Origin of the sequence: Limnohabitans sp. (genome assembly GCF_031539105.1) — a bacterium.
Lineage (GTDB): Bacteria > Pseudomonadota > Gammaproteobacteria > Burkholderiales > Burkholderiaceae_C > Limnohabitans.
Window position 1 is genome coordinate 23,418 of record NZ_JAVKLM010000041.1, and the last position, 23,523, is coordinate 46,940.

General features: G+C 53.5%; 20 protein-coding genes and 2 pseudogenes. 9 read left to right on the forward strand and 13 right to left on the reverse strand.

The genetic code is table 11. The features are described from left to right. Window positions 1–10 precede the first annotated feature (10 nt). The 4 genes from RMR24_RS10980 to RMR24_RS10995 all read left to right on the forward strand — a co-directional run bounded on the left by RMR24_RS10980 (window position 11) and on the right by RMR24_RS10995 (window position 3,847). Window positions 11–961: a hypothetical protein gene (locus RMR24_RS10980; protein ID WP_310615117.1), complete on the forward strand. Its 951-nt coding sequence runs from the start codon at window positions 11–13 to the stop codon at window positions 959–961. A 317-nt stretch (window positions 962–1,278) separates the two neighbouring features. Beyond that, window positions 1,279–2,214 (forward strand): chromate resistance protein ChrB domain-containing protein, encoded by a 936-nt coding sequence (locus tag RMR24_RS10985; protein WP_310615118.1) that lies wholly within the window; start codon window positions 1,279–1,281, stop codon window positions 2,212–2,214. 8 nt (window positions 2,215–2,222) lie between these two features. Continuing rightward, a complete protein-coding gene (locus RMR24_RS10990; RefSeq protein ID WP_310615119.1) occupies window positions 2,223–3,392 on the forward strand; it encodes a chromate transporter in 1,170 nt (389 codons plus the stop codon). Beyond that, window positions 3,392–3,847: a cytochrome c gene (locus RMR24_RS10995; RefSeq protein WP_310615120.1), complete on the forward strand. Its 456-nt coding sequence runs from the start codon at window positions 3,392–3,394 to the stop codon at window positions 3,845–3,847. The genes RMR24_RS10990 and RMR24_RS10995 overlap by 1 nt, the downstream gene beginning before the upstream one ends. 156 nt (window positions 3,848–4,003) lie before the next feature. On the opposite strand, the gene RMR24_RS11000 is transcribed toward RMR24_RS10995, so the two are convergent. Together RMR24_RS11000 and RMR24_RS11005 are read right to left on the reverse strand one after the other, a co-directional pair. Continuing rightward, window positions 4,004–4,972: a nucleotidyl transferase AbiEii/AbiGii toxin family protein gene (locus tag RMR24_RS11000; RefSeq protein WP_310615121.1), complete on the reverse strand. Its 969-nt coding sequence runs from the start codon at window positions 4,970–4,972 to the stop codon at window positions 4,004–4,006. Continuing rightward, window positions 4,969–5,370 carry a DUF6088 family protein gene (locus RMR24_RS11005; protein WP_310615122.1) on the reverse strand — a complete coding sequence of 134 codons (402 nt, stop codon included), beginning with the start codon at window positions 5,368–5,370 and terminating at the stop codon, window positions 4,969–4,971. The genes RMR24_RS11000 and RMR24_RS11005 overlap by 4 nt, the downstream gene beginning before the upstream one ends. Window positions 5,371–6,249: 879 nt before the next feature. On the opposite strand from RMR24_RS11005, the pseudogene RMR24_RS11010 reads away from it, so the two are divergent. The 4 genes and pseudogenes from RMR24_RS11010 to RMR24_RS11025 all read left to right on the forward strand — a co-directional run. Next, window positions 6,250–6,735, forward strand: a pseudogene (locus RMR24_RS11010) (phage portal protein); the annotation flags it as partial. Between the two features lie 37 nt (window positions 6,736–6,772). After that, window positions 6,773–8,218, forward strand: a complete 1,446-nt coding sequence (locus RMR24_RS11015) for a S49 family peptidase (RefSeq protein WP_310615123.1) — start codon at window positions 6,773–6,775, stop codon at window positions 8,216–8,218. 9 nt (window positions 8,219–8,227) lie between these two features. Further along, window positions 8,228–8,605, forward strand: a complete 378-nt coding sequence (locus RMR24_RS11020; protein WP_310615124.1) for a head decoration protein — start codon at window positions 8,228–8,230, stop codon at window positions 8,603–8,605. Between the two features lie 3 nt (window positions 8,606–8,608). After that, window positions 8,609–9,007 (forward strand): annotated as a pseudogene (locus RMR24_RS11025) (major capsid protein); the annotation flags it as partial. Window positions 9,008–9,275: 268 nt separating this feature from the next. On the opposite strand, the gene RMR24_RS11030 reads toward RMR24_RS11025, so the two are convergent. From RMR24_RS11030 to RMR24_RS11060, 7 genes are all read right to left on the reverse strand, one after another. Continuing rightward, window positions 9,276–11,036: an ATP-dependent helicase gene (locus RMR24_RS11030; protein ID WP_310615125.1), complete on the reverse strand. Its 1,761-nt coding sequence runs from the start codon at window positions 11,034–11,036 to the stop codon at window positions 9,276–9,278. Beyond that, entirely contained in the window at window positions 11,033–12,853 is a 1,821-nt protein-coding gene (locus RMR24_RS11035; RefSeq protein WP_310615126.1) for an AAA family ATPase, read from the reverse strand. Before RMR24_RS11035 ends, RMR24_RS11030 begins: the two co-directional genes overlap by 4 nt. Window positions 12,854–13,246: 393 nt before the next feature. Continuing rightward, window positions 13,247–14,575 carry a DUF3987 domain-containing protein gene (locus RMR24_RS11040; RefSeq protein WP_310615127.1) on the reverse strand — a complete coding sequence of 443 codons (1,329 nt, stop codon included), beginning with the start codon at window positions 14,573–14,575 and terminating at the stop codon, window positions 13,247–13,249. Window positions 14,576–14,591: 16 nt separating this feature from the next. Next, window positions 14,592–15,476: a plasmid partitioning protein RepB C-terminal domain-containing protein gene (locus RMR24_RS11045; protein ID WP_310615128.1), complete on the reverse strand. Its 885-nt coding sequence runs from the start codon at window positions 15,474–15,476 to the stop codon at window positions 14,592–14,594. Continuing rightward, window positions 15,473–16,375: a plasmid partitioning protein RepB C-terminal domain-containing protein gene (locus RMR24_RS11050; protein ID WP_310615129.1), complete on the reverse strand. Its 903-nt coding sequence runs from the start codon at window positions 16,373–16,375 to the stop codon at window positions 15,473–15,475. The genes RMR24_RS11045 and RMR24_RS11050 overlap by 4 nt, the downstream gene beginning before the upstream one ends. Continuing rightward, window positions 16,372–17,937, reverse strand: coding sequence for a recombinase family protein (locus tag RMR24_RS11055; RefSeq protein WP_310615194.1), 1,566 nt, complete (start codon window positions 17,935–17,937; stop codon window positions 16,372–16,374). The genes RMR24_RS11050 and RMR24_RS11055 overlap by 4 nt, the downstream gene beginning before the upstream one ends. Window positions 17,938–18,110: 173 nt before the next feature. Then, window positions 18,111–18,572 (reverse strand): hypothetical protein, encoded by a 462-nt coding sequence (locus tag RMR24_RS11060; RefSeq protein ID WP_310615130.1) that lies wholly within the window; start codon window positions 18,570–18,572, stop codon window positions 18,111–18,113. Window positions 18,573–18,732: 160 nt separating this feature from the next. Between RMR24_RS11060 and RMR24_RS11065 the strand changes: the two genes are divergently transcribed. Beyond that, window positions 18,733–19,941, forward strand: coding sequence for a Fic family protein (locus RMR24_RS11065; protein WP_310615131.1), 1,209 nt, complete (start codon window positions 18,733–18,735; stop codon window positions 19,939–19,941). Between the two features lie 455 nt (window positions 19,942–20,396). Here RMR24_RS11065 and RMR24_RS11070 read toward each other — a convergent pair whose 3' ends face one another. Genes RMR24_RS11070 through RMR24_RS11085 form a run of 4 tightly spaced genes read right to left on the reverse strand, consistent with a single transcriptional unit; the run spans window position 20,397 to window position 23,522 of the window. Continuing rightward, entirely contained in the window at window positions 20,397–21,671 is a 1,275-nt protein-coding gene (locus RMR24_RS11070) for an Hsp70 family protein (protein WP_310615132.1), read from the reverse strand. An 8-nt stretch (window positions 21,672–21,679) separates the two neighbouring features. Continuing rightward, window positions 21,680–22,390 (reverse strand): YebC/PmpR family DNA-binding transcriptional regulator, encoded by a 711-nt coding sequence (locus RMR24_RS11075; RefSeq protein ID WP_310615133.1) that lies wholly within the window; start codon window positions 22,388–22,390, stop codon window positions 21,680–21,682. Window positions 22,391–22,422: 32 nt separating this feature from the next. After that, window positions 22,423–22,827 (reverse strand): RNA-binding S4 domain-containing protein, encoded by a 405-nt coding sequence (locus tag RMR24_RS11080; protein WP_310615134.1) that lies wholly within the window; start codon window positions 22,825–22,827, stop codon window positions 22,423–22,425. Continuing rightward, window positions 22,827–23,522, reverse strand: coding sequence for a haloacid dehalogenase type II (locus RMR24_RS11085; RefSeq protein ID WP_310615135.1), 696 nt, complete (start codon window positions 23,520–23,522; stop codon window positions 22,827–22,829). The genes RMR24_RS11080 and RMR24_RS11085 overlap by 1 nt, the downstream gene beginning before the upstream one ends. Window position 23,523: the final 1 nt, after the last annotated feature.

Below are 23,523 nucleotides of genomic sequence, written 5' to 3' on the forward strand. Positions count from 1 at the left end.
GGGAGTGGTCATGCCTACTAACAAGAAAGCACTGATCTTGGCTGGGTTGCTCATGACTCGTGGGGGATATTCGTATGAACGATCGATTCCTAAAGGTCAGGTCTCTGGGTTGAAGTTGCTGATTGAACTCAAAGCGATCGTGCCTGGTCCGCTGGATTCGCGCTATGCCAGTTGTTCATTTTGTGGATTGCATCGTGGACCCGTCTTTCGATGTGATGGTGAGATGCATGTCCAGTGCCCTGACTGCGGTCCCTACAAAGTAGATTTATCAGAGCAAAGAAACTGGTCGCTAGACATCGACTGGATGATTAGAAAACTACGCGCAGCTTTAAACATTGCCGCACACGTCGCAATTCAGAAGCTTTATGAGGGCGTGTGGCAAATCGGGTTGTACAAGAAGCGAGCTGTGATCTTGGCGGAACGTATTGAGCTTGTCGTTGCAAACGCCTTGAATCTGTTTCACGGAAAAACGCCTCGCCTTGACAGTTGGGTGATCACGCCAAGGCCATTAAGTCGAACTTCATTGGATCCGCTTTTAGGCACGGCGACTTGGTGGCATCTTGAAGATTGCTTTGCTATTCATGGCAATGGACTTCGATTTGTAGGCGAGGAGGGGGGTGTGATTGAGGCATCGGTTGAGCCTCGATCCGTCGCAGTGCACGGACCATTTTCTGAAACCTTTGAGTGGGTCCATATTCCGGATTGGTCAAATGATCCCATTCGGTTGACGGCAGCGCAGGCAGCAATTTTTGAAGTCCTCTGGCGGTACCGAGGACAGCCTCAGTCTGCAGAGACGATCATGAACAAGGCGCACTTGGCTAGCGACAAGCTCATCGATGTGTTTAAGATCAAGGCGGCTAACAGAGGTGATCCAACGTATGAAGGTCCCATGCATGCCTACGAAACACTTGTTGTTCGAAATCGTCGAATGGGGTTGTATTCTTTGAGCGAGTTTCAATAATGTTAGACAGATCTGAATATTCTTCGCAACCATTCAACCAGAAAAAAAGACCTGTAGCGTTCCATTCGTTGCGAGCATTCGTTCAATATAGGTCAGTGGCTGGTATGCAGCGATTGCGGTAGCCAAGTGACTGTGCCGATAGACTGCAACCGGCCACTAACGGTCAGCCGGGGCCATGCCTGATGGCAGTAGTTCGCAGCCTGAATGGCCTCCAGAGCTGACATGTAAGGTCGGCCCGGCAACTGGATAACCCTTGCCAGCAGATGGCTGAATAGATGAGTGTAGAGATTGATTCAACATGTAGAATAATCTACATCATGAATTGGCTCTGCTTCATCACCAGCCTGCCCACAGAAAACGCCACTCTGCGTCAGCGTGCCTGGCGGGCCCTCAAGTCATCCGGTGCCACGGTGCTTCGCGATGGCGTCTATTTGCTGCCCGATTTGTTTGGCAATCGGACGCTCCTGGATGGCATCGCTCAGGATGTGTTGGCGGGAGGTGGCACAGCCATAGTGCTGGACACCATCGAACCTTCTGGAGCTAATTTCAAAAGCCTGTTCAATCGGTCGGAAGAGTACTCGATCCTTTTGCTTGACTTGGCCAAAGCCGCAAGCGATCTGACGCCCGTCTCGGTGCAAGACGTTCTCAAGCAAGCCCGAAAGCTGCGCAAGACATTTGATCAGCTCAGCCAGATCGACTTCTTCCCCGGTCAAGAGCGCGCTCAAGCCGAATCTGCACTGGTTGAGTTGGAAGTGGATTGCGCACGTCTGGTGTCGCCAGATGAGCCTCGTGCCGCCAGTGGCGCTCTCTTAGCTCTCAGCATTACCGACTACCAAGGCAGAACATGGGCTACGCGTGCTAAGCCTTGGGTGGACAGGTTAGCCACGGCTTGGTTGATCCGCCGCTTCATTGATCCTCAGGCTCGCATCCTCTGGCTCAAAAGCCCCAAGGATTGCCCCAAAGAGGCCTTGGGATTTGATTTCGACGGGGCCAGTTTTTCTCATGTCGGGACCAAAGTGACTTTTGAAGTCGTGCTGGCCAGCTTTGGATTGATCAACCCGGCCTTGCAGCGTTTGGGCCTGTTGGTGCATTACCTAGATGTGGGTGGCGTGCAGCCACCCGAGGCTGTGGGTGTGGAGGCCGCGCTGGAAGGCCTAAGCAGCACGATCACCGACGACGATCAATTGCTCGCTCTGGCCAGCGCCATTTTTGATGGGCTGCTGACCACATTCCAGAAGCCAACTGACAAGTGAGACAAGCCATGACTGAAATCAAGACCCTGAACACCTATTCCCTCTGGCAACTAACGCTGTATTTCCTGCGACTGGGCACCCTCGGCTTTGGTGGCCCTGTGGCGCTGGTGGGATTCATGCACCGCGACCTGGTGGAGGAGCGTAGCTGGATTTCCGAAGCCGACTACAAGGAAGGACTGGCCCTGGCTCAAATTGCACCAGGGCCACTCGCAGCGCAACTAGCCATTTACCTAGGCTATGTGCATCACCGCATCTTGGGAGCGACGGTGGCGGGCTTGGCCTTTGTGCTGCCGTCGTTTGTCATGGTGGTGGCTCTAGGCATGGCCTATGTGTCCTATGGAGGATTGCCTTGGATGCAAGCGGTGTTCTATGGCGTGGGCGCTGCGGTGCTTGGCATCATGGCCATCGGCGCACACAAGCTATCAACCAAGAGCATCGGCAAGGACAAACTGCTATGGTCCATCTTTGGTGTGCTAGCCGCCGTCACCATCATCACGCAGTCCGAGATTGCCTGGCTGTTCATCGCAGCAGGACTTTTGGTCTGGGTGATCCGATGCAAGCCCAGCTTTGGAAATAAGGCCATGGGACTGGGTTTGGTGCCTCCAGTCGATGCTGCTCAACTGGCTCCGGTTGTCCTTGATCCTGCATTGCTGACCCAGATTGGACTGTTCTTTGCCAAAGCCGGGGCATTTGTCTTTGGTTCTGGTCTCGCAATTGTGCCGTTCCTCTACTCGGGCACCGTGACGGAGCACCATTGGCTTACCGACCGTCAGTTCGTTGATGCCGTGGCCGTGGCCATGATCACGCCGGGGCCTGTGGTTATCACGACAGCGTTCATCGGCTATCTAATTGCTGGCTTGCCTGGTGCCACCATGGCTGCCGTGGCTACCTTCCTGCCTTGCTACCTGATCACCATCGTGGCCGCACCCCACTTTAAGAAATGGGGAAAGAATCCTTCGGTGATTGCATTTGTGGATGGCATCACAGCTGCTGCCATTGGGGCCATTGCAGGCTCGGTTGTGGTGATTGCGCAGCGCTCCATCAGCGACATCCCCACTGCATTGCTGGCTGTGGGTGCCACGGCGCTGCTGTGGAAGTTCAAGAAGATTCCTGAGCCACTACTGGTCATTGGCGCAGCACTGATCGGATTGGTTATCTACCCTCTGGTGAGCCATTGATGAAAGTCGTATTTAGCCTGTTACCCCTCTCTCTGGGCTTGTTACTCCAGTGCAGCTTCGCTCACGCTCAAGACCGCAAGATCGAGCAAGCAATCAAGCATCGCAAAGCAGCGTTCACCTTGATGGCAACCTATGTCAATCGGATGGTGCAGACCGTGGACGGTCATCGACCATTTGATGCAAAGCAAATGACCCAAGATTCCCGAACGGTGGAGTTGCTGAGCAAGTTACCCTGGGAAGGATTTGTCGAAGGCAGCGAACGTGGTGACACGAGAGCCAAGGATGACATCTGGTTTGAAGAGGATAAGTTCAAGCGGTATGCCAATGAATTGCAAGTCAAGTCTGCGGGTGTAACCGCTGCTGCTGAATCTGGTGATCTCAAGCGGTTTAAAGCCGCATTGGGGCAAATGCGGGATGCCTGCAATGCTTGTCACAAGGCTTTCCGTAAGGATTGAAAACAGAAATACATCTCAAAAATTTCCTTTGCAGATGGCCTTTGATGGTGTGGTGTCTTCGAGGGATTTGGGACGAAGACCTGATCGAATGACAGCATTACGGATGACCCAAAGACAGCAGTGGGTCGATAGCTGTCGATGGTCACAACGATTGGCTTAAAGTTCATGGACCAATCGATTGGTTATTTCCTCAAAGCTGGACCAAGACTCCTCGAATGTGAACTTTCCTTCGCCATAAACCAATGGCAATAGCACTCCGTGATATTCATGATGTGATTGCGTGTCACTTCCTACTTGATGCAATGCCGTAGTGAGAATAGTCTTCGGGTCAGCCGCAAATTCAGCATCTTGGTACCCAAACTCGTCCACATCACCAGCAGTAAGAGTAACAAACGCTGCAATGGAATCGTCTAAAACTTCAGGTTTTTTCGAGATGATGCAATGCACATCGTAGATATGCCGTACAAGTGCCGTATCCCAATGCCGTTGCATCCTCCCTGCTCGATGCTGAGCGAATCGTCTCAAAAAAGATAAAACCTTTTCTGCCAAAGTTTCTGCAACCGAGACAACAGGTACTGGAAACACCATCCCCCTACGCGCTGCGAGTTTGTCGGTCAAAGTTCCAAGCGATGCGATCTCTGTCGGCAAAGTAGGAGCTCGAGCTATCAATTCCAGCTGCAGGTTTGGCCGTAGGGCAGCGACGCCATCGTATGCGCGCTGGTAGGTCCATTGGCTATGGTTATATCGATTGTTGTTTAGTGATCGTTGGAACTCTTTGTCTTCAATAAATCCGATGTGTTCAAGTGTCTTGATTACTTGTCCTCGAACTTCATCACCAAGGTAGCGTCTTAATTGATTCTGTGACCAATTTGCAGTGTCGTGCGACAGCACAATTTTGATATCAGCATCTTCTGACATGCGCTCAATGAGTCCATGTGCTTTTGACAGACTTGTACCGCCACAAAATACTAACGACGCATGTTCGAACTTAAGGGCAAAAATTGCCTGCAATGCGGCTGTCAAATGTTCGTCTTTTTCAAGCAGGGCTGCGGTAATCCCGCCAATGTCAGCCTCAGCAACCAAAGCGTCGATGAGTTCTAGTCGCTCAGCTGATAGTGTTCTCATGCGTGCTCATACTTTAAGAACTTTCCATTGAAACCAATTTTTCGACTGATTCGTTGTTTGCCAATGTTTACAACGATACCAGTGGGTATCTGAGTGCTTCGACCAGAGTTGTACTCAGCAGTTTGGAACGATTCTTTAAGACGAACACCAAGTTTGGCTAAAGCTTGTGGGCCAAGCACTTCGAGTGGCTGAATTGGGATTGGTTTGCCGGAGATCACGCTGGGTTTTGCCTTGGCATAGATGCCCACACCAAGCCGTACCACCACGCCAATGTCTGTGAGTTCCCTTAGGGCGCGCTTTACCGATGCTTCGCTGCCAAATGGCAGGAAGTCAGTGGGCCGAAACACTAGGTCGGCACGACTCCGAATGGAGCGTCTGATGCGATCGGTGATGTTCATGGCAACATTTATGGCTCATTAACCATTGATTAATAATCATCGTAAGTGATTGATTTATTTGAATTAAATCACTCAAATACAGATCAATGACCGAATGATACATTCTTTACGGCAAGTCTGCAATATGACGCAAAAACCTAGCAATTTGGGGTGAGGGAGTCCGCCGCACTGACCTCAAACCCTAGACATGGCAAGGCTTGGCGAATTTAGCGCTATTTTCACAAGCCTATTTGATAAGCAGGGGGCTTAAGCGGTGCTCCAAAAGAACGGTGAACTAGAGATATCGCACAAGTTCACCAATCAGTTCCTTATCAGTTCTCCATTGATTTCCTGAAATAGAGCCGTTGTCCCTCTACTGAATCAAAGGAGTAAATATGCGGTCTACAACACCAGCCCGAACCGGGCGTACATCCCCTCTGGGCTCTTTTTTGAATCAACCCCTCATTCACACATTCATTGGATTTACACATGTACCAAGAACAACACGCCTCAAACGCTATCAGCAGCTGGAACGACTTCAACGACGCCGAAGCCCAACAAAGTGGCTTTGACCTGATTCCTAAGGGAACCCAAGCCGTGGTGCGTATGACCATCAAACCTGGTGGCTATGACGAACCCGATCGCGGATGGACGGCAGGCTATGCAACTGCTTCACATGAAACAGGAGCTGTTTTCCTGTCTTGTGAATTTGTCGTTCTGCACGGCCAATACGCAAAACGCAAGATCTGGAGCAATGTGGGCTTGCACTCCAACAAGGGGCCGACTTGGGGGCAAATGGGGCGCAGCTTTATCAAGGCGGTGCTCAACAGTTCACGCAACATCCACCCGGATGACAACTCGCCAGAGTCTGCGCAAGCACGTCAAATTCGCAGTTTTGCAGACTTGGATGGCGTGGAGTTTCCCGCACGCATCCGGGCAGGATTGTTGGAGTTTCGACGACGGTGTGAAACCTTGCAGCATGGCGTGATCGTGCATCAGTTGTGCCGTCCGATCTGGCGCGCGTGGATGCAACAAGCGGTGCTCGAGGGCAAGCTTGATTTGCCGAACTACCGCACCAAAGCGCGGGAGTACCAAGCAGCCAAGTGGATCCCTCAGGGTTGGCAATGGGTAGATCCCGAGAAAGAGTTCAAGGCCATGCAATTGGCTATTCGCTCTGGCTTGATGAGTCGCTCAGAAGCTATTTCATCCTACGGCTACGACGCGGAGTCCATCGATCGGGAGATCGCAGCAGACAACGCGCGCGCCGATTCGTTAGGTCTCGTGCTCGACACCGACCCGCGCTTAGTCGCACGCAATGGAGCCACAAACCAAGCGGCTCCCTCACACCCACCGGACGTGGCAGACCCGCCGCTGGTGGACCAATAAACCTAGACACGGTTTTATCTCCTAACTCAGAGGTCCTATGACAAATCTTCCGACGATGCCGTATCTGGCTTCGCGGGTTTTTGGCACGCCTTTGCTCATTCATCCCCGCAAGCTTGAGGTCATCCTCTCGGTGGTGGGGCCACGTATGGGCATGGTCGTTCCAGAAACCTCAGCGCACCAGCTGGCGCAAATCACTCCACCTGAGCGCGTGATGCGCTCAGATCTACAAACCCCCAACATCGCAGTCATCAGCATCCTTGGGACGTTGGTGCGACGCACGGGTGCCATGGACGCTGCGTCAGGTTTGACCAGCTACGCCTCCATCAGCGCACAAATTCAAGCAGCCATCAATGACGTAAGCGTGGATGCTGTGTTGCTTGATATCGACTCCCCCGGTGGAGAAGCGGGTGGGGCTTTTGATCTTGCAGACGAGATCGTGAGTGCACGAAGCACCAAGCCCATCTGGGCAGTGGCCAACGACGATGCGTTTTCTGCTGCGTATGCGATTGCCTGTAGTGCCGAGCGCATCTATCTGACGCGCACTGGTGGAGTTGGATCGATTGGTGTGATTGCACTTCACGTGGATCAGACCCAACGCGATGCGCTCGATGGTTATCGATACACGGCCATTTATGCAGGCGACCGCAAAAACGACTTGTCACCACATCTACCGCTCTCCAACGAAGCATCGACCGCACTTCAAACAGAGGTGGATCGGCTCTACGAAATGTTTGTCACAACGGTGGCCACCAACCGAGGGTTGGATGTGCAAACCGTACGAGACACACAGGCAGGACTTTTTTACGCGGGTGACGCCATTGAGGCTGGGTTTGCAGATGCCATTGGCACGGCAGACGACGCCATGCGCGCGCTGGCTATGGAAGTTCAACAACGCAAATCTGCCATCGCGCGATCGTTTGGATCGGGGCGCGAGATGGAAGTCTCACAACCCGATCCAGTTCTTTCTAAGGAGAAATTGATGTCGCAAACATCGACGCAGCCATCCGGCCCGCCTGCAACCACCGCTTCGACAGAAGCTGCCCCTGTCACTTCCACCGTTGTGGTTCCTGAGGATTCGAATCTTCAAACGCCAGAACAAGAGTCGGAACTGCCAGCTGGCGCCGAAACGCCAACTGGCGAAGTCGTTGAAGTGGCGCAGCCTGAAGCCGCGACTGCTTCGGCTGCAGCAAGCCATGACATCCGTAAAGCAAGTGCCAACGTGCTGGCTGTAGCTGAGATGTGTTTGCTGGCTGGCAAATCAGACATGACGCTTTCTGCACTCGAGCGCGGTTTGAGTGTGGAGCAAGTGCGAAATGAATTGCTGGCTGCCAAAGCTGATGCGAGTCCTGAGATTCGCTCACACATCATGCCGCAAGCCGGTACCCAAGCTACGGCCAAGCCAGAAGTGAGTCCTGTGGTGCTTGCGGCACAACAGCGCGCTCAAAAGCTCGCCGCCAATCGTCCTTCTTACAAATCCAACTAGGAGTTTTAAATGTCAGTTCTCGTCAATGAGTTGACCTTGGGCGATTTGCTCAAGTATGAGGAAGAGTCCCTCTATTCCCGCGACCAAGTCACAGTCGCTGCAGGCCAGAACTTGCGCATCGGTACGGTCCTTGGCCGTGTGGATGCCAACGGCAAGGTCAAAGCACTTGATCCCGCAGCCACCGATGGCACCCAAATCGCCACAGCAGTTTTGTTGCAGTCCGTAGATGCCACAGCGGGTGACAAATCCAGCGGCATCGCTGTGACGCGTCAGTCCATCGTCGCGCACCACGCACTCATGTGGCCCGCAGCCATCACCGCCGAAGAAAAAGCGACTGCCACAGCGCAGCTCGAAGCCGTCGGCATTCTCGTTCGTCAAGGAGCCTAAGCAATGAATAATCCTTTCCAGTCCCCCGCGTTCTCGATGACCGCATTGACCGCCGCGATCAACATCTTGCCTAACCAGTTTGGCAAGATTGAACAGATCAACCTCATGCCTGCCAAGCCTGTGCGTTTTCGCCAGATTGCCATTGAAGAGCGTGATGGCGTGTTGAACCTCTTGCCCACATTGCCTGTGGGTGCCCCTGGCACCGTGGGCCAGCGCAGCCGCCGCAAGTTGCGCTCGTTCATGATTCCTCACATCCCACACGACGATGTGGTGTTGCCCGAGGAGATTCAAGGTCTTCGCGCTTTTGGCTCTGAGACAGACACCGAGACCGTGGCCAACGTGATGACTGATCACTTGCAGTCCATGCGCAACAAGCATGCGATCACTTTGGAGCACTTGCGTAACAGTTCTAACCTGCATCACATCGACGACAGCTGCAGGCTGGGTACGGTCGTTCGCCGTTCTAAAGCGAATGTCAGCGGCTGCCGAAACCGGTCATTGACTTTTCTCGTGCGAAGCGATTCCCCTCTCCGCCGACAACTCTCAGTCGGAATCTGTAGCCTGTCCGGTCAGCTCAAGAGAGAATGACCTTGGTCTTCGTGCAAAACTCCGTAACCAATAGTCCTATGTCATAACGCCACGCGTCAGTCCGACTGACGTGGAGTTTTCCTTAGAGCTTGTGCCCCTTGAGCAGGGGGCATTGTGGCCAAAGCGGATCGAGAATGAGCGTGTGGATTTTTGCTCGCGTGATGCCGACTCGAAGCACACGTCGGCTTTTGGGATACGGGGCAGCGTCGCCTCGCCAAACGAAAGATGATTCGACGGCGGGGCCGGTCCGACGAGCTTCGCGGACGAGGATGACTCCGTCGAACTGTTTACCCTTGGCCTTGTGGAAATTCATGACTTGCAAGCCCATCGGCGGCTCCACGCCGTCGAGGATTTGCTCCTGTGCAAGAGCCAAGTCGAGGGCGGTCCGGGCATTGGTGTAGGCGCCATCGCGAAGCCATTCATCAGAGAGGGCAGCCGAGATGCGATGTCCCCGACGGAACGCCACTAAGAAGTCCAACTGCGCAGCAACCCGAGTGAGTTCGTCTTGATTGGTCGACCGCAGCTCATGTTTGACCGTAAGCCAGTCCTCGGCAGGATCGCCGCTGAAATCGTTGGCTGCCAAGCCTGAAATCAGGCCGCGCAGCGCGTTGGCGATATTGATGTTCAGGGCCTTGCCTCCCTTGATTTTGTTGGCCTGCTCCAAGAGTTTGGCGACTTCCTTCCGGCCCTGTCCCGTCGCGCGCCTCGCTGCGGCGATCATTTCCATGCTGATGGCGACATCGGCCTCCAGTTGGGCGAGGTCCTTGGGCTCCAGCAAAAAGGCCGCGAAACGAGCTGACAGAAGCGCTTCGGCCTCGTCGAACAGCAGCTTGTGCCGAACCGGCTTCCCGACATTGGCCCCCAACGCGTTGAGGGCGTTGGACATCTTCAACGCACTGCGGTTGTTGGTGACCAGTATTGCGATCGTCTCCACCTTCTTGTCGCTCTGAGCCCGAATTGATTTCAAGAGCTCCCCGAGGGCTCGGCGCAGCAGATGATTCCAGTTCGGCGGTGGCTTCTCGGGGCGGTAGGCAAGGGCGGATACGCCCTTGTAGGGCGTGCCGCGTGGCTTGGTCGTTAGGATGTCATTGCCGAACGCCAAGATCTCGGAGTCCGGGCTGCGGTGGTTCTGCGTCCCAAGGTCGATCTCGTGCGGCTTCAACGCCTCCCGGATGGCGATCACGCGCTCCGGGCCGACGCCTGGCAGGTAGTCGAAGATTTGCTGCTCGAGGTCTGCCAGGCACAGCACCTGTGTGTTTGGCGCGAGCATCTGGATGCACTGCCACGCGTATTGGCCGGTGTCCTGGGCCTCGTCCACGATGATGATGGGATGCCGATGGGCGATCGACGCCAAAAGATGTGAGCAGCTAGCCAACAGAGCTGTCGCATTGGGCGCGAACAGATCGAACGCGATCCGCCCTTCTTCGCGAAACAGCCGCTCACGCTCGACGAGCCACTCGTCCCAGCCGTCATCTTCGTCGCCGAGGCCACCAGACAGGGCCTTCTCGTCGTGTGGCAGCAAGATCGAAAGCCTATGCGGTGCCCCAAGCAGGTAGGCGTGGGCTTTGAGGATGTCCCAGAAGAACGAATGGAACGTCTGGATGGAGAGCTGGTCCTGTTCGGCTTTAGTGGACTCGAGCTTGGCAGCATCCAAGATGCGCGCCACTGCCGCCCGCGAGAAGCTCAGGAACAAGGCCGACTGCCCCGGAAGCATGCCCTCGCGAATCCGGGTGACCGCTTTGCGCAGCGCGAGCGTCGTCTTGCCGCTGCCGGGGCCGCCGATGACCAAGGCATGGCCCTCGCAAGCCATGACGCTTTCGCGCAGCTTGCAAGGCTCGTTCATGGTGCGGCAGCAGCTGCGGCCGGTTCGGGTGGTGCTCCGTCGCCGTCGTCGATCGTGGGTGGAGGTGGGAACAGTGCGAACACTGACTCTAGAAAATTCGTCACCGTGGCCGGCAGCTCGTGGAGTTCGCACTCTTCAAACAGGCGCGCCGACCAGCCGGCGCCCTTGTTGCCGCCAAGGGCTTCTTTGGCGATGGCCTTGACCGCGTCGTCGTTCGGGCGCGCATCGGGGATGGCGACGTTGCCGTTTTCATCATTGGCTTTTAGACCCGACAGGAAGGACCAAAGCCGATCCACGGGCACCTCCGCAATGACGAGGTCTTCGAAGCCCTTGTAGGCGTGCTCGACATTGATTTCGAAGTTGTCCGCCAGAGCCTGCGCCTGCTCGGCCTTGCGCTTCTTTTTGTAGTCAAGGTCGTAGAAGGCGAAGGTGCGTAGCCCCAGCGTCTTGAAGAACTTTCCGAATTTGGGCATGTTCGACTCGCCATCAGCGTCGAAGAAGGCCACACCCGCGATGTCCAGCGGCTGCAAGTTCGGATCGCATTCTTCCATGCGCCGTGCGACGACGGGCATCGCATGCAACTCGGTAACGCCTTCGACGACGATAGCTGCTCGTCCCAGCATGCATTCAGACAGGCCGGAGCGAGAGAAACGCTTGTAGTCGTTGTCTTTGAGGCCGGTGGCGTCGGAGACTTTTCGCGCCGTGACCACGCCGGCATTGCGAGCCAGCAGCAGTGTCTTGGATGGTTCGAACTTCTCGATCACGAATGGCGAGTGGGAGGTCACGAAGGCCTGCGTCGTCTTGGTCAGCAGGTATTGGGCGATGCGTCGCTGGGTGTGCGGCGGCACCGCGATCTCGGGCTCCTCCATGGCGAAGATGACCGTGTCGGGCTTGAGGTCGGCGATGAAGGAGAGCAGCGAGAGCACCAGCGTGTTGATGGTGCCCGTGCCGGCGTGGGGGAATGGGACGTGTCCTTGGTCCGCCGACAGCGCCAAGAAGAACGTCATCGTCTTGCGCAGATGCTCGCGCGTGAGCTCCGAGACATGCAGCTTGGTTGCATTGCCGGGCGACTCCAAAGCGATGTAGCGGGCCAGCCGCCTCTCCACGGATCGCAGAACCGGCGCGATCTCGGCCGCGTCGGCTTCGATGTCGAGGCCGCGCAGGCGCTCGATGGTCTTCTCCCACAGGCTGGTGCGCACGCCCTTGGTCCGCAGGATGATGTCGAGAAGCGACCCACGCTCCAAGCTCAGCGCCCGCGAGCCGGTCCGAAGCGCCCGCAGGTAGAGGAAACCAAACAGTCGCTTGATCGGCTTGGGAAGCTTGGTCAGCTCCCCGGGGGGAGCGTCGGGACTATGGGAGAAGTAGGTGCGTGCCTCGAACTCGTCTTCCTCGGGGTTGTATTGGCCGATGGTCTCGATCCGAAGGCAGGGGACGGCATGGGGCAAATTGGCGGCGTCAGCCTCTCCCGGCCCGAGCAGTCTTTGCTCGGCTACATGCCAAAACTCGATGTTTCCGCCGCACTTGGCTTCGATCTCGGCGCCGGGTTCAATGAGGACCGCCTCGATCCGAAGCGGAGTCGGCAGCCGCTCCGCGCCTTCTTCTGCAGCAGGGGCCAGGTATTCAGCGTTGTAGAAGTCGAACTCATCGACCGGAGGGAAGCGGTTGAGCCGGTCGGGGCCCAAGACCAGGTCGAGGGCTTCGCAGAGAGTGCTCTTGCCGACATTGTTGGAACCCACCATCAGGGTGTGCCCGTCAAACAGGAGCTCCGCCGACTTGATGCCGCGAAAGTTCGAGATGGTCAGCCGGACAACCTTCATGTCTTCTCCCGTATTGGCGTAAGCCTTAGTTTGATGTTGCGGTGGTAATCATAAAGAGGCGCGCAAGGCATTCTGCTCAAGCCAGCCTGTAACGGCCGCTTTGTGGCGGTCAGCATCAGTTGATCTCGCAGCAACGGCTGACAGCACCCGCTGCAGTGCGAACTTCATGTGAGATGAACCGTCTGAACAGATTAAAACTCACGCTTGTTTCAATAGAACTTGGATTTCTCCAGAACTTATGTAGTGTTCGAGCTTTTCAAAATCCATGAACAGAGGCTCGGCACTTGATCGATACGAAACTGTGCGAATTCAGCGAACTGTATTTTACTACAAGCACTTGCCGATACGAGCGTGATCGAAAACTGAGCGAAGTGTGCATAGTTTTATGAATAGTTATGCTCGCGAATAAGTGGTGGTAGGTGTGCCGGGGGCACCCACTGGGCGAGGGACTGTATTTACAAAAATTTTAGGCGGGGTTGCTGACAATAAATTTTCTAAGCATGCATCAATCTTTGCTTTGGAAACTCTCCGCTGAAAACATGTAACAGTGATTTCACTGCGTGTGGCTGTGCCGCGTTCTTGCAAGAAATTCAACACACGGTTTGCGAGTTCAATGGTCTGCGCCAGTTTGATCTCTTCACTGGCACTCACAAAAACGTACCTCACTGAAGCCGTGGCGTATTGCGTCCATGCCATTGCGGCCTCAATGTGTTGAGCATTAATCTTAGTTTGAAGATCAGTCAATGCAAACAGCATTGCCAAGCGCAACAGCATTGGCGCACGTATCTCTAGCATGGAGCTGATTAGTTCGCTACCAAGGTCCTCGTTCAGTTCGGATTGGTAGAGTTGTGCATATCGCCTCTGGGCTTGAGGTGAAAGCTCCATTTGAAGGCAGTCACGTTGATTATGTTTATTCGATCCGACGAATTCAAGCATTTCTAATACCTTGCGAGCCATCAAATCCACACTGACTTGCGGGGTCGCTTTTGGAAAAGGTAGGATTTGGGACCGCTCGGCCCAGATCATCAAAAACCGATTGGCAAAGCCGTTGGTCAATTCACGTGTGGACATCAGCCCAGTTAGCTCTCCGGGTGAAATCGCTCCGCTGAGACAGACATGAGGGTGGCTGGCGAACATGCGGTTTGATTTGGTCGCTGGTTTAAGACTCACGCCATCCCAGCAATCTCTAAGTGCTGCTGATAGGGTGTTGCCTTCGCGACGTCCTTGGTGCAATACATTTGCAAACTCTGACTCAACAACCCATAGTCGCTTGTCCTCGATGGCAGGTAATTCCTGTTTGCCTTGCCGATACTCATCATGCATGAGGGCAACGAGTCCTTCGCGTGTAGAAAGGCCGCCACGGTGAATCTGCGGTGCAAAACTGTCATCTAGTTCACGGAGTGCTTGATCAATGCGCATGACCAACTGCACAGCATCACCTTTACGGCCTCGTCCAGAGCGTCCGATATGAAGGCAAAACAGTCTGGCGTGGTGCCATGTATTACCTACCGGCAAGTAAACCCTTCGACCAAGGGCGCATGAAAGGTAGACCATGAAATTGGCTGCAATGGCATATGGATTCGTTTCTGTTCCATCGCTGCCAGCGAGAGCAACTTCCCCAACTAACCCGTACAAACAGTCCGGGTTGGGAGTAGGAGCATTGCGATGATTACCTGTTTTATTGTGCTGAGTCGATATCAACTCTTCAATTGCATGACTCATCCGAAACTCTGATACTTTACTGATTGTCCAGAGATGTCGTTTGCACGATGCTGGAAAACTCGCGCAAAATGTCAGGCGTGTTTTGAGACAAAAACCTGATCACGGCTTCATTGCCCAGCAGCTTGGCCAAGTAGCCTTTTGCCAATACAAGGTTAAGGACATCTTGGCCATAGGACTGCTCGATCAACTTGAACTGCCCCTCAAGATTGGCCATTTCACGCTCCATCTTCAGCATCTGTTCAGGGGTGACACCCTTGATCTTTTTCTGAGCCCCTTCATTGACCAGCAAACTGCTGTGTGTTGCTGCCAGCAAGGCCTGGGCATATGGCACGGTGATGTTGTTGGTCGCCACCATAAGTTCAACGCACTCAACTTGACGGGTTGGCTTTAACTTGCGCAGAACGGGACTGATGTTGGCAGAGAAGTGCTTGTCTCTTAGTAGCCGAACTGCTTCAGCGCAGATGCCGTCGAGCAGGTTGATCTTTTTGGTAATGAGCTCAATATCCAACTCTAATGACTTTGCCAGCCTTGCAGGTGTTACTCCACGATCGACTGCACGGCGAATCATGAAGTGCTCTTGAATAGTCGATAACCGGTTAATTCGGTTGTTATACGTGTAGCTTTCATCGTCCGTGGCAACTAGGCATGGCGCGTCTTTGAAACCTAACTCCTGGAGCGCAAACATTCGAATATGACCATCCAATAGCAAATGCATGCCGCTGGATTTATCGACTTTAGTCACGGTCAGTGGTTCGATCAATCCAATGGAGTCGATTGAAGAAATAATTTGTTTGAATTTTCGTGAGCTCATCAGCCCATCAGGTGCCTTGCGCGATGGCAACAACTTTTCAAACGGAATGGTCATGGGTGTTGGTATAAAGCCCAGAGACATCTGTGTCATGCTGCATTTCCTCCGTTCCAAACACGCTCTGCAATGTATTTCGGTAAGGTGTCTAGACCCTCGGCTCGCAGCAGATTGGTGAAGTTTTCATCTGCCATGAGTTGGCGCATCCCTTCGGCGACGAACAGCAATCGTTGTTGAGCAAATTCAGCTTTTTTGACCATTAGTTTTTGTCGCTCAACTTCCTTTTGGTAAGTACGGATCAGACTTGACGATGTCACATCGGGTGCTTTTCGAGGGGCCCCTTTGGCGATGCTGCGACCAAGTGACCTACGTTTTTCAATGACTTTTCTGGCATTGATCAGGTGGTTGCCACGCAACTCACCACTTTCATAAGCTTCTTGTAGCGCCGTTTGAATATCCTTGTCACTGCTTCCTGCACCAGCGATAGCCAAGGCTGCATTCAGAGGAATCCGCCCGCTTTCCACGGCGATGAGCAATCGCTCCTCACCGTTATCGAGCAATTGCAAAATGCCGTGAACGTAGTCTTTGCTCAGTCCTGTTTTTTCACCAATGGTTTTTTTGTCATAGCCTTGGTCGCGTAGTTTTTCAATGCCAGCTAATAGCTCTAACGTGCGGCCTTGACGGCGAGCGATGTTCTCTGCCAAGCTCATGATGAATGCATCTTCATCGCTGACATGAACAACCATCGCAGGGATGGTGCTTTCACCTAATGATCGGAATGCTTTGAGGCGCCCCTCGCCGCAGATAAGCATAAACTTTTCATTGCCTTGCGGATCGGTGCGAGGTGTCACCGTTATTGGCTTTTTGAGGCCAATGTTTTTGATGTTGCCTACGATCTCGTCAAAAACTTTTCCGTTACGTTCGCGTGGATTTAGAACTTCGATCTTGTCGATCGGAATCATCTGCAATTCACTGGCTGGGTGTTCTTTGCTCATGCCGCTCTCCTGACGCGTGTACGCTCTGCCATTCCATGGAGATAGTCCAGGCTGTCAAAACGATAACTTTCAAATTCAATGCCGTTGTGCTCAGCCAGATTGATGCGCGGCGATCCAAAGTCCAATCGCGGTAGCAGGTAGTAATCCAGTGGGGTTTGATTGGTTTGATCTAACCGTAAGGCGACCGTGATGTCGGGGCAGAGGCTTGTGTCAAAACGTACTTTCCATCGATGGCGTCCGCTGTCCGTAGTCTGGCAACGTGCCAATACGATAGAAACACTGAATTCGCGATTGAGGTTCAGGAGGTCAGTTGCTGGATCCCGTATGACCGAGCCTCCGAGATCTGCAATAGCTCGCTCAGTCTGAGTAATGATTTCAGGGTGCAGTTTGCGCAAAAACTTATTGACCTCAAGGAATCGGTAATCACGGTCGGGTGTAAATCCAACGGCCTCATAGGCTCGAATCAGGCTACCAAAACGATGAATGTAAGCAGCTGCCGATGGCATGCCTTCAGCTTCATCAATGATCAGGCCCGATAAAAAGCCTCGGTGTTGATACAGGTTGCGCAGTTTCTCAATCAGCTCCTCACTGCTGAAGCGGTGGGCTCTCGCGCGAACGATTCCTTGCGCCATGTAGAACATCTCTGGTGGAACAATCGCTTCGAACGCGCCTTCCTTCTTGATCCACATGTCAGCTTGGTTTGTGATGCGGTGTTTTTTGAGCTTGAACGAAATTCGGTTGTAGACGTTGTTGCCGATATATTTTTCGTTGGTCAGTACTTCACGCACCGTTGCACGCGTCCAGTAGCGATCCAAATCGGTTCGGATGCCATCATCATTGAGTCGCTTTGAGATCTCAGATTCGGACACGCCTTCATCTGTGAACCAACGATAAATCTGGTTCACCACATGCACTTCTGGATCAGGTCCTGGCATCAAAATCACCCGATCTGTTTGCAAGCTCTTGTGCTCACCCCGTGACAGTTCACCTTTGACTGAGCCAGACTGATCGATCAATACTCGGCGTAGCCCAAATCCAGCCGGGCCACCTTGGCGAAACCCAAGCTCAATCAGTCGGCATTGGCCCGCAAATACCTTAGCTGACAGTTCTCGGCTGTATTCGCCTGCCATGGCCCGTTTCACGCCCTTTACGATGGTGGAGACAGGAGAACCATCGTTCTCAAACTGCTCTGCTACGTATTGAACGTGAATGCCTTTGCGTTTGAGGATGTACTCGTAATAGGCGGCTTCGTCAGCGTCTTGAAATCTGCCCCAACGACTGACGTCATAGACCAAGACTAAATTGAAATCAGCATCCCCTGACTCAACGTCTTTAATCAACTGCTGCAAAGACAGGCGACCACCAATATTTAAGCCACTCTTGCCTGAATCAGTATAGGTGCGAACGATTTCGATGCCACGATATGTAGCGTACTCCCGTATCTTGTCGGATTGGTTTTCTGTCGAGTACTGCTGATGTTCTGTCGACATCCGAACGTATTCGGCGGCTCGAGTAATGGATGGTTGGTCCAGTACCTCATTGGTGGACTCGTCTGCTTGCATAAGACCCGATCGCTCAATATTTTTTAATTGTTTCTCACGGACCTGCGTTTTCACTTCAGCTGTAAATAGGGTGCTGGTGGTGACCAGTCCCATTTGCAACTGAAGCGATTGCCATGCATGGTGCCGAAAGCTCAGTGGGACGCAACGGTAATGCTGCTAGTCCGAAATGGCTATCAAGTCCTATCTTTGCAAGCGTCTATTTTGCAAAAGCAATCGCATTTGACAGGTCTTATCTCCACAATCCACACGTCTGTTTTGCAATTCGCATCTGCTTGAATATGTCTGATTCGATAGATGCCAGGTGGTATTTCGTTCGGCGTTGTTGACACATCAGACGTTTGCTTTTCCAATGCCTGACCTTCTTGCGATCTAGATCGTTGTTGCTCTCGGTTTTTTTGCGTGTACTCAGGATTGACTGCACGGTAATGACGCGAATAGTCAGGATTACGAGTGCGCCAAGCCCGTTGTGCATCCTGTTGGTTTTCTCGGTAAAAGGGATCGTCCAGTAGTTTTTTGCGTTGCCATTGCTGTCGCCGCTCACGTTGACAAGCTGGGTTGGTGCAAAAGGCTTGGTTGGGCACTTGGGGGCGTGCGACAAAAGGTTCGCCACAGCAGGCGCAGATTTTGGTGACCATCAGATTTCTCCATACAAAATCTGTATGGGAACTTCCGACGATTGAGCGCTTGTCTATGACCGAATCTGATGCCTCTCAAATTTGAAGCGTGCGGGCTGTTTGCATTGGAAGATTAATGGGTTCTTTAATGGCTTGCATTTAAATTAAAGAATCCTTTAAAATGAAAAATCAAATTAAAAATTCATTAAATATGATCCGTGCGGCAGGTACTTACGAAAAATCCACCACCCTTGGGGAGGAGGTGAACGCGTTTGTCCCGTTTTTGCTACCTCCGGAAAAACCGAGCATTGATCCTCAGAGCTATGAAGAGCTCAACCGAAAAGCAGAGATGGCGCTGGCTCGTCTGTCTGCGGTGTCCGGACTTGTGCCATCTGTGGATTGGCTGCTTTACAGCGCCATACGCAAAGAGGCACTTCTGACCTCTCAGATTGAGGGCACTCAGGCGACCATCACGGATTTGTTTGATGAGGAAGCGGGACTTGATGTCAGCAACACCGATGACGTTGAGGAGGTGACGAACTACATCGCAGCCTACAAACTGGTACGTGAGAATTTGAGGAATCCCAAGGGACTGCCAATCAGTGTTCGGTTGATGTGCGAGGCCCACAAACTCTTGCTGAATGGTGTTCGTGGGACTGGCAAGCAGCCAGGGGACCTACGACACTCACAAAATTGGATTGGTGGGACACGTCCCGGCAACGCTGTTTTTGTGCCACCTCCTGCAGATAAAGTTCCAGGGTTACTAAGTGACTTGGAAAAATTTATTCATGACTACTCGGTCGGCGGATCTGCCCTGCAGGGCAAAGAGGGGACATTGCCTGCATTGGTCGTGATTGCATTGGTGCACGCACAGTTCGAAACGATTCACCCATTTCTGGATGGAAACGGACGTATTGGGCGGCTGTTGATTTCTGCGTTGTTCGAGGACATGGGCGTATTGCCTGAACCGCTGATGTACGTGAGTGGCTACTTAAAACAGCATCAGGTGGAGTACTACCGACTGCTGTCCGGTGTTCGGAAGGACGGTGACTGGGAGTCGTGGATTACGTTTTTCCTTGAAGGCGTGTGCGTTGCTGCAACCGATGCGGAGAAAAGCATTGTTCAGATTGCCACCTTAGTAGCCGCTGACCGGCGCAAGTTGCTTGAGTCGCCCAAAGTCAATGCGGCAGCGTATAGGCTATTTGAGTTGTTGCCGATGATGCCAAGATTTACGGTTGAGAGGGTTCGCAAGGCTTTGGACACAACATTTCCAACTGCCAATGCGGCGGTCAAAACTCTGGAAGAGTTGGCACTCATTGGTGAGACAACGGGGAATAAAAAGAACCGGAGTTTCAGCTACTCGGCCTATATCAACTTGCTGTCTCAGTGAGTTTCGCGTCGCAGGAGGGTCTAGAAGTCGTATGTCACTGGTTGGTGAAGAATATCGACGCTGGTTCAAATTCAATGTTGCACGAAATAGGGGAACTCGATCTGGGCTTGAACAAAGGCGCGAAGCAGGTCTGGTGCGCGAAATTAGCAAAATCAGCGAAATTAGTTTTATGACAAGGACTTGCGCTTGAAATTGGTTTGCGAAATTAGCGAAATAATTCCCAACGTGTTCCATGATTAAGTTGTGGACGAGGGTTCAAATCCAGAACTTTCAAGCGCACAATATTGGTGCAAATTTCGCATTTAAGTTCTTACCGCGCATTACCGCTTATTTACTTTTAATTACTAAGTGGTCGAAATAGCTGGTCATTAGTTAGTCAACCACCCACCACCATTTGAAACGACAAAGGCCGCTAGATAGAAATATCTGGCGGTCTTTTGTTTTTTCATTGGGTTTCAGTGCCGGCTGTAAACCAAGCCTGAAGCCACACCACCAAACAAGTCGCCCTCGACCAAAGGTACGCCTGCAAACTCATTTTGCAGTGCCTCTTGGAACGTGCGAAGTGCCGATGAGCCGCCAGTCAGGTAAATGGCATCAGGTCTGCCGTTTGTCAGTCCTGCGCGCTGCACGCATTCGCGCGCGCAGTCCACCGCGTTGGCCAATAGCTGTGCCAAGTGGGTACGTAGGTCGGCAGCGTCGAGCGAGGCAACTAAACCCGCTTCGACATACGACAAGTCCATGGCTGCGTTGTTGTCTGTTTGCGAGCAACGGATTTTGGCTTGCTCCACATCATGTGCCATGTGATGGCCGTAGCGCTCGTTGAGCACGCGCATCAAGCGGTCGTGCAAGCGCACATCGGTGTAATTCACTTGCAGTGCTTTGGCTTGCGCCATCGCCTTGGGCTGGTATTGCCAGTTGATCAAGTGCCATGTCGACAAATCAAAGAACACGCGGTTTGGCACTTCTCGGTTTTGAGGGCCCATGTGGCCATAACCTAGCAGTGGCATCAGTAAACCGAGACTGAGCTTTTGATCAAAGTCGGTGCCGCCAATGTGCACGCCGGTAGTGGCCAGCACATCATCAGCGCGGTTGTGTTTGTGCATGCGTTCGGGGCCTAAGCGCACCACAGTGAAGTCAGAGGTGCCACCGCCAATGTCGGCCACCAGAACGGTAGTTTCACGCGTGAGGCGTTGCTCGTAATCTAGCGCAGCGGCAATGGGTTCGAGTTGAAAAGCAATTTCATTGAAACCCACTGCTTCAGCTGCGCGACGCAGCGAGGCTTCAGCTTGCGCGTCCCGCGTTGCATCGTCGTCTACAAAGTGCACGGGGCGGCCCATCACCACGCGCGTGGGCGCTGTACCCAAGTGGCGCGTCGCACGTTCGCGTAAGGCGGCCAAGTAGGTGGTGATGATGTCTTCAAAATTCACGAGCTGGTTGTTGATCAGCGTGGTTTCATTCAGCAGTGGGCTGCCCAGCAAGCTTTTGAGCGAGCGCATCAAGCGGCCCTCGGTGCCTTCTAGGTAATGCGTGACGGCCTCGCGGCCAAAGTGGGTGCTGCCTTCTTCGCCGTTGTAAAACACGGCAGTGGGCATGGCCAATGCATCGCCTTCTAGTGGAATAAGTTGGGCTGTGCCTTGAGGCGAAGCCCATGCGATGGCGGAGTTGGAGGTGCCAAAGTCAATGCCCAAAATGCCATCGGCACTTTGGGATTTTGGTGTGGAAGCGGTCATGAAAGAAGTTAACTCACCAGCCCCACATAGACGTTTTGCACATCGTCGTTGTTGTCAATCGCTGAGAGGAAGGCTTCGACTTCTTCCAAAGCTTCGGCGCTCAGGTTCGCTGGGTCCACAGGATTTTTCGGCTTGTAGCCGAGCTTGGCCGACAACACATTAAAGCCGTGTGCGGGCAGGGCGCGGCTCACCAAGTCCAGGTCTGTTGGCTCGGTGATGAAGACCGTTGTGCCTTCGTCACCGGCTTCCAAGTCTTGCGCACCCGCTTCGATGGCAGCCATTTCGGCATCTGCATCGGGGGCGGTGGGTTCGGCTTCAATCAAACCAATGTGGTCAAAGTCCCACGACACCGAGCCCGAGGTGCCGAGCTGGCCTTTGCGAAACAACACGCGCATTTCGGGTGCCGTGCGGTTGACGTTGTCGGTCAAGCACTCGACCATCACTGCCACTTGGTGTGGTGCGTAGCCTTCGTAAATCACGCGTTCAAACTGCACCGATTCACCCGTCAGCCCTGCACCTTTTTTGATGGCGCGGTCCAGCGTGTCTTTGGGCATGGACACCTTGCGGGCTTGTTCCATCACCATGCGCAGGCGTGCGTTGGCTGCAGGGTCTGCACCGTTGCGCGCAGCGACCATGATGTCTTTGGCGAGTTTGCTAAAAACGCGGCCTTTGGCGTTGGCGGCTAAGTCTTTGCCTTTGGCTTTCCATTGAGCGCCCATGTGTGTGTTCCTTTGAGTTTTGTATTGGGTGTTTAGTTGTCGGCACTCGCGCTCCAGCGCGCGTCCCATGCATGTTCAATTTGGCGGCGGTCACGCTTGGTGGGGCGGCCGTGCTCAATGCTGTGTGCAGGCTCTGCTGCCATGCGGTTTTGTTCGGCTAACTTCGCGCGCAAAGCGATGCTCTCGGACGTTTCTTCGTACAACAGCTGCGCCACCGGTGCGGGGCCGCGTGCTGCGCTGATGCCTTTGACTTCAACGGTCTTTGTGATGTTGCCTTGTCGCACGGTGAGGGTGTCGCCCACTTTCACTTCGCGCGCAGGTTTGACGTCTTGGCCATTGATTTGCACGCGGTGCTTGGTCACCTCATCACACGCGAGGCTGCGTGTTTTGTAAAAGCGAGCGGCCCATAGCCACTTGTCGATGCGCAGGGTTTCCATCAGTGGTTGAACACGTCCAACACGCGTGTGAGGTCGTTGCCTGTGTAGCTGGGTTGTGGGCCAATTGCTTCGAAGGGTAAATGCTGTCGGTTCACCCACAGGGTCGTGAAGCCAAACCAGGTAGCCCCTAACGCGTCCCAGGCATTGCTGGACACAAACAAAATGTCTTGCTTCTCGGCGGGAATGGTGTGTTGCACCAAGCCATACGCTTCAGGTGAAGTTTTGAAGAGGCGAATTGGGTCGACGGAGATGACATGGTCAATCAAATCTGTCATGCCTGCACTCGACACCGCCGTGCTGAGCATCTCAGGGCTGCCGTTGGACAGAATGGCGGTGGTGAAGCCACGTTCTTTCAAGCTTTGCAAAACGGTCAAGTTCTCTGTGAAAGGCGTGAGCTTGGCGTATTGGCCCATCAGGGCATCAACATGTTCGGGCTTGGCGTCAAGTTTGAAACGCTCTAGCGTGTAGAGCAACGCGCTGCGCGTGATGTCCCAAAACGATTGGTAGTAGCGGCTGCCTTCCGCACGGTGCGGGTCAGACATGGTGATGAGCCGCGTGTAGTCAATTTGCTTGTCACGCCATAGCACAGAGATGGCTGCACCTTGGCCTGGATACAGCTGTTCCGCCAACGCGCCGATGGAATACACATCGAACAGCGTGCCGTAGGCATCGAACACCACCGCTTGGATAGACATC

Bases quoted from the DNA above. Each gene is read 5' to 3' on its own strand.
- RMR24_RS10980 (WP_310615117.1), top strand. From the start codon at position 11: ATGCCTACTAACAAGAAAGCACTGATCTTGGCTGGGTTGCTCATGACT.
- RMR24_RS10985 (WP_310615118.1), top strand. From the start codon at position 1,279: ATGAATTGGCTCTGCTTCATCACCAGCCTGCCCACAGAAAACGCCACT.
- RMR24_RS10990 (WP_310615119.1), top strand. From the start codon at position 2,223: ATGACTGAAATCAAGACCCTGAACACCTATTCCCTCTGGCAACTAACG.
- RMR24_RS10995 (WP_310615120.1), top strand. From the start codon at position 3,392: ATGAAAGTCGTATTTAGCCTGTTACCCCTCTCTCTGGGCTTGTTACTC.
- RMR24_RS11000 (WP_310615121.1), bottom strand. From the start codon at position 4,972: ATGAGAACACTATCAGCTGAGCGACTAGAACTCATCGACGCTTTGGTT.
- RMR24_RS11005 (WP_310615122.1), bottom strand. From the start codon at position 5,370: ATGAACATCACCGATCGCATCAGACGCTCCATTCGGAGTCGTGCCGAC.
- RMR24_RS11015 (WP_310615123.1), top strand. From the start codon at position 6,773: ATGACAAATCTTCCGACGATGCCGTATCTGGCTTCGCGGGTTTTTGGC.
- RMR24_RS11020 (WP_310615124.1), top strand. From the start codon at position 8,228: ATGTCAGTTCTCGTCAATGAGTTGACCTTGGGCGATTTGCTCAAGTAT.
- RMR24_RS11030 (WP_310615125.1), bottom strand. From the start codon at position 11,036: ATGAACGAGCCTTGCAAGCTGCGCGAAAGCGTCATGGCTTGCGAGGGC.
- RMR24_RS11035 (WP_310615126.1), bottom strand. From the start codon at position 12,853: ATGAAGGTTGTCCGGCTGACCATCTCGAACTTTCGCGGCATCAAGTCG.
- RMR24_RS11040 (WP_310615127.1), bottom strand. From the start codon at position 14,575: ATGAGTCATGCAATTGAAGAGTTGATATCGACTCAGCACAATAAAACA.
- RMR24_RS11045 (WP_310615128.1), bottom strand. From the start codon at position 15,476: ATGACACAGATGTCTCTGGGCTTTATACCAACACCCATGACCATTCCG.
- RMR24_RS11050 (WP_310615129.1), bottom strand. From the start codon at position 16,375: ATGAGCAAAGAACACCCAGCCAGTGAATTGCAGATGATTCCGATCGAC.
- RMR24_RS11055 (WP_310615194.1), bottom strand. From the start codon at position 17,937: ATGCAAGCAGACGAGTCCACCAATGAGGTACTGGACCAACCATCCATT.
- RMR24_RS11060 (WP_310615130.1), bottom strand. From the start codon at position 18,572: ATGGTCACCAAAATCTGCGCCTGCTGTGGCGAACCTTTTGTCGCACGC.
- RMR24_RS11065 (WP_310615131.1), top strand. From the start codon at position 18,733: ATGAAAAATCAAATTAAAAATTCATTAAATATGATCCGTGCGGCAGGT.
- RMR24_RS11070 (WP_310615132.1), bottom strand. From the start codon at position 21,671: ATGACCGCTTCCACACCAAAATCCCAAAGTGCCGATGGCATTTTGGGC.
- RMR24_RS11075 (WP_310615133.1), bottom strand. From the start codon at position 22,390: ATGGGCGCTCAATGGAAAGCCAAAGGCAAAGACTTAGCCGCCAACGCC.
- RMR24_RS11080 (WP_310615134.1), bottom strand. From the start codon at position 22,827: ATGGAAACCCTGCGCATCGACAAGTGGCTATGGGCCGCTCGCTTTTAC.
- RMR24_RS11085 (WP_310615135.1), bottom strand. From the start codon at position 23,522: ATGTCTATCCAAGCGGTGGTGTTCGATGCCTACGGCACGCTGTTCGAT.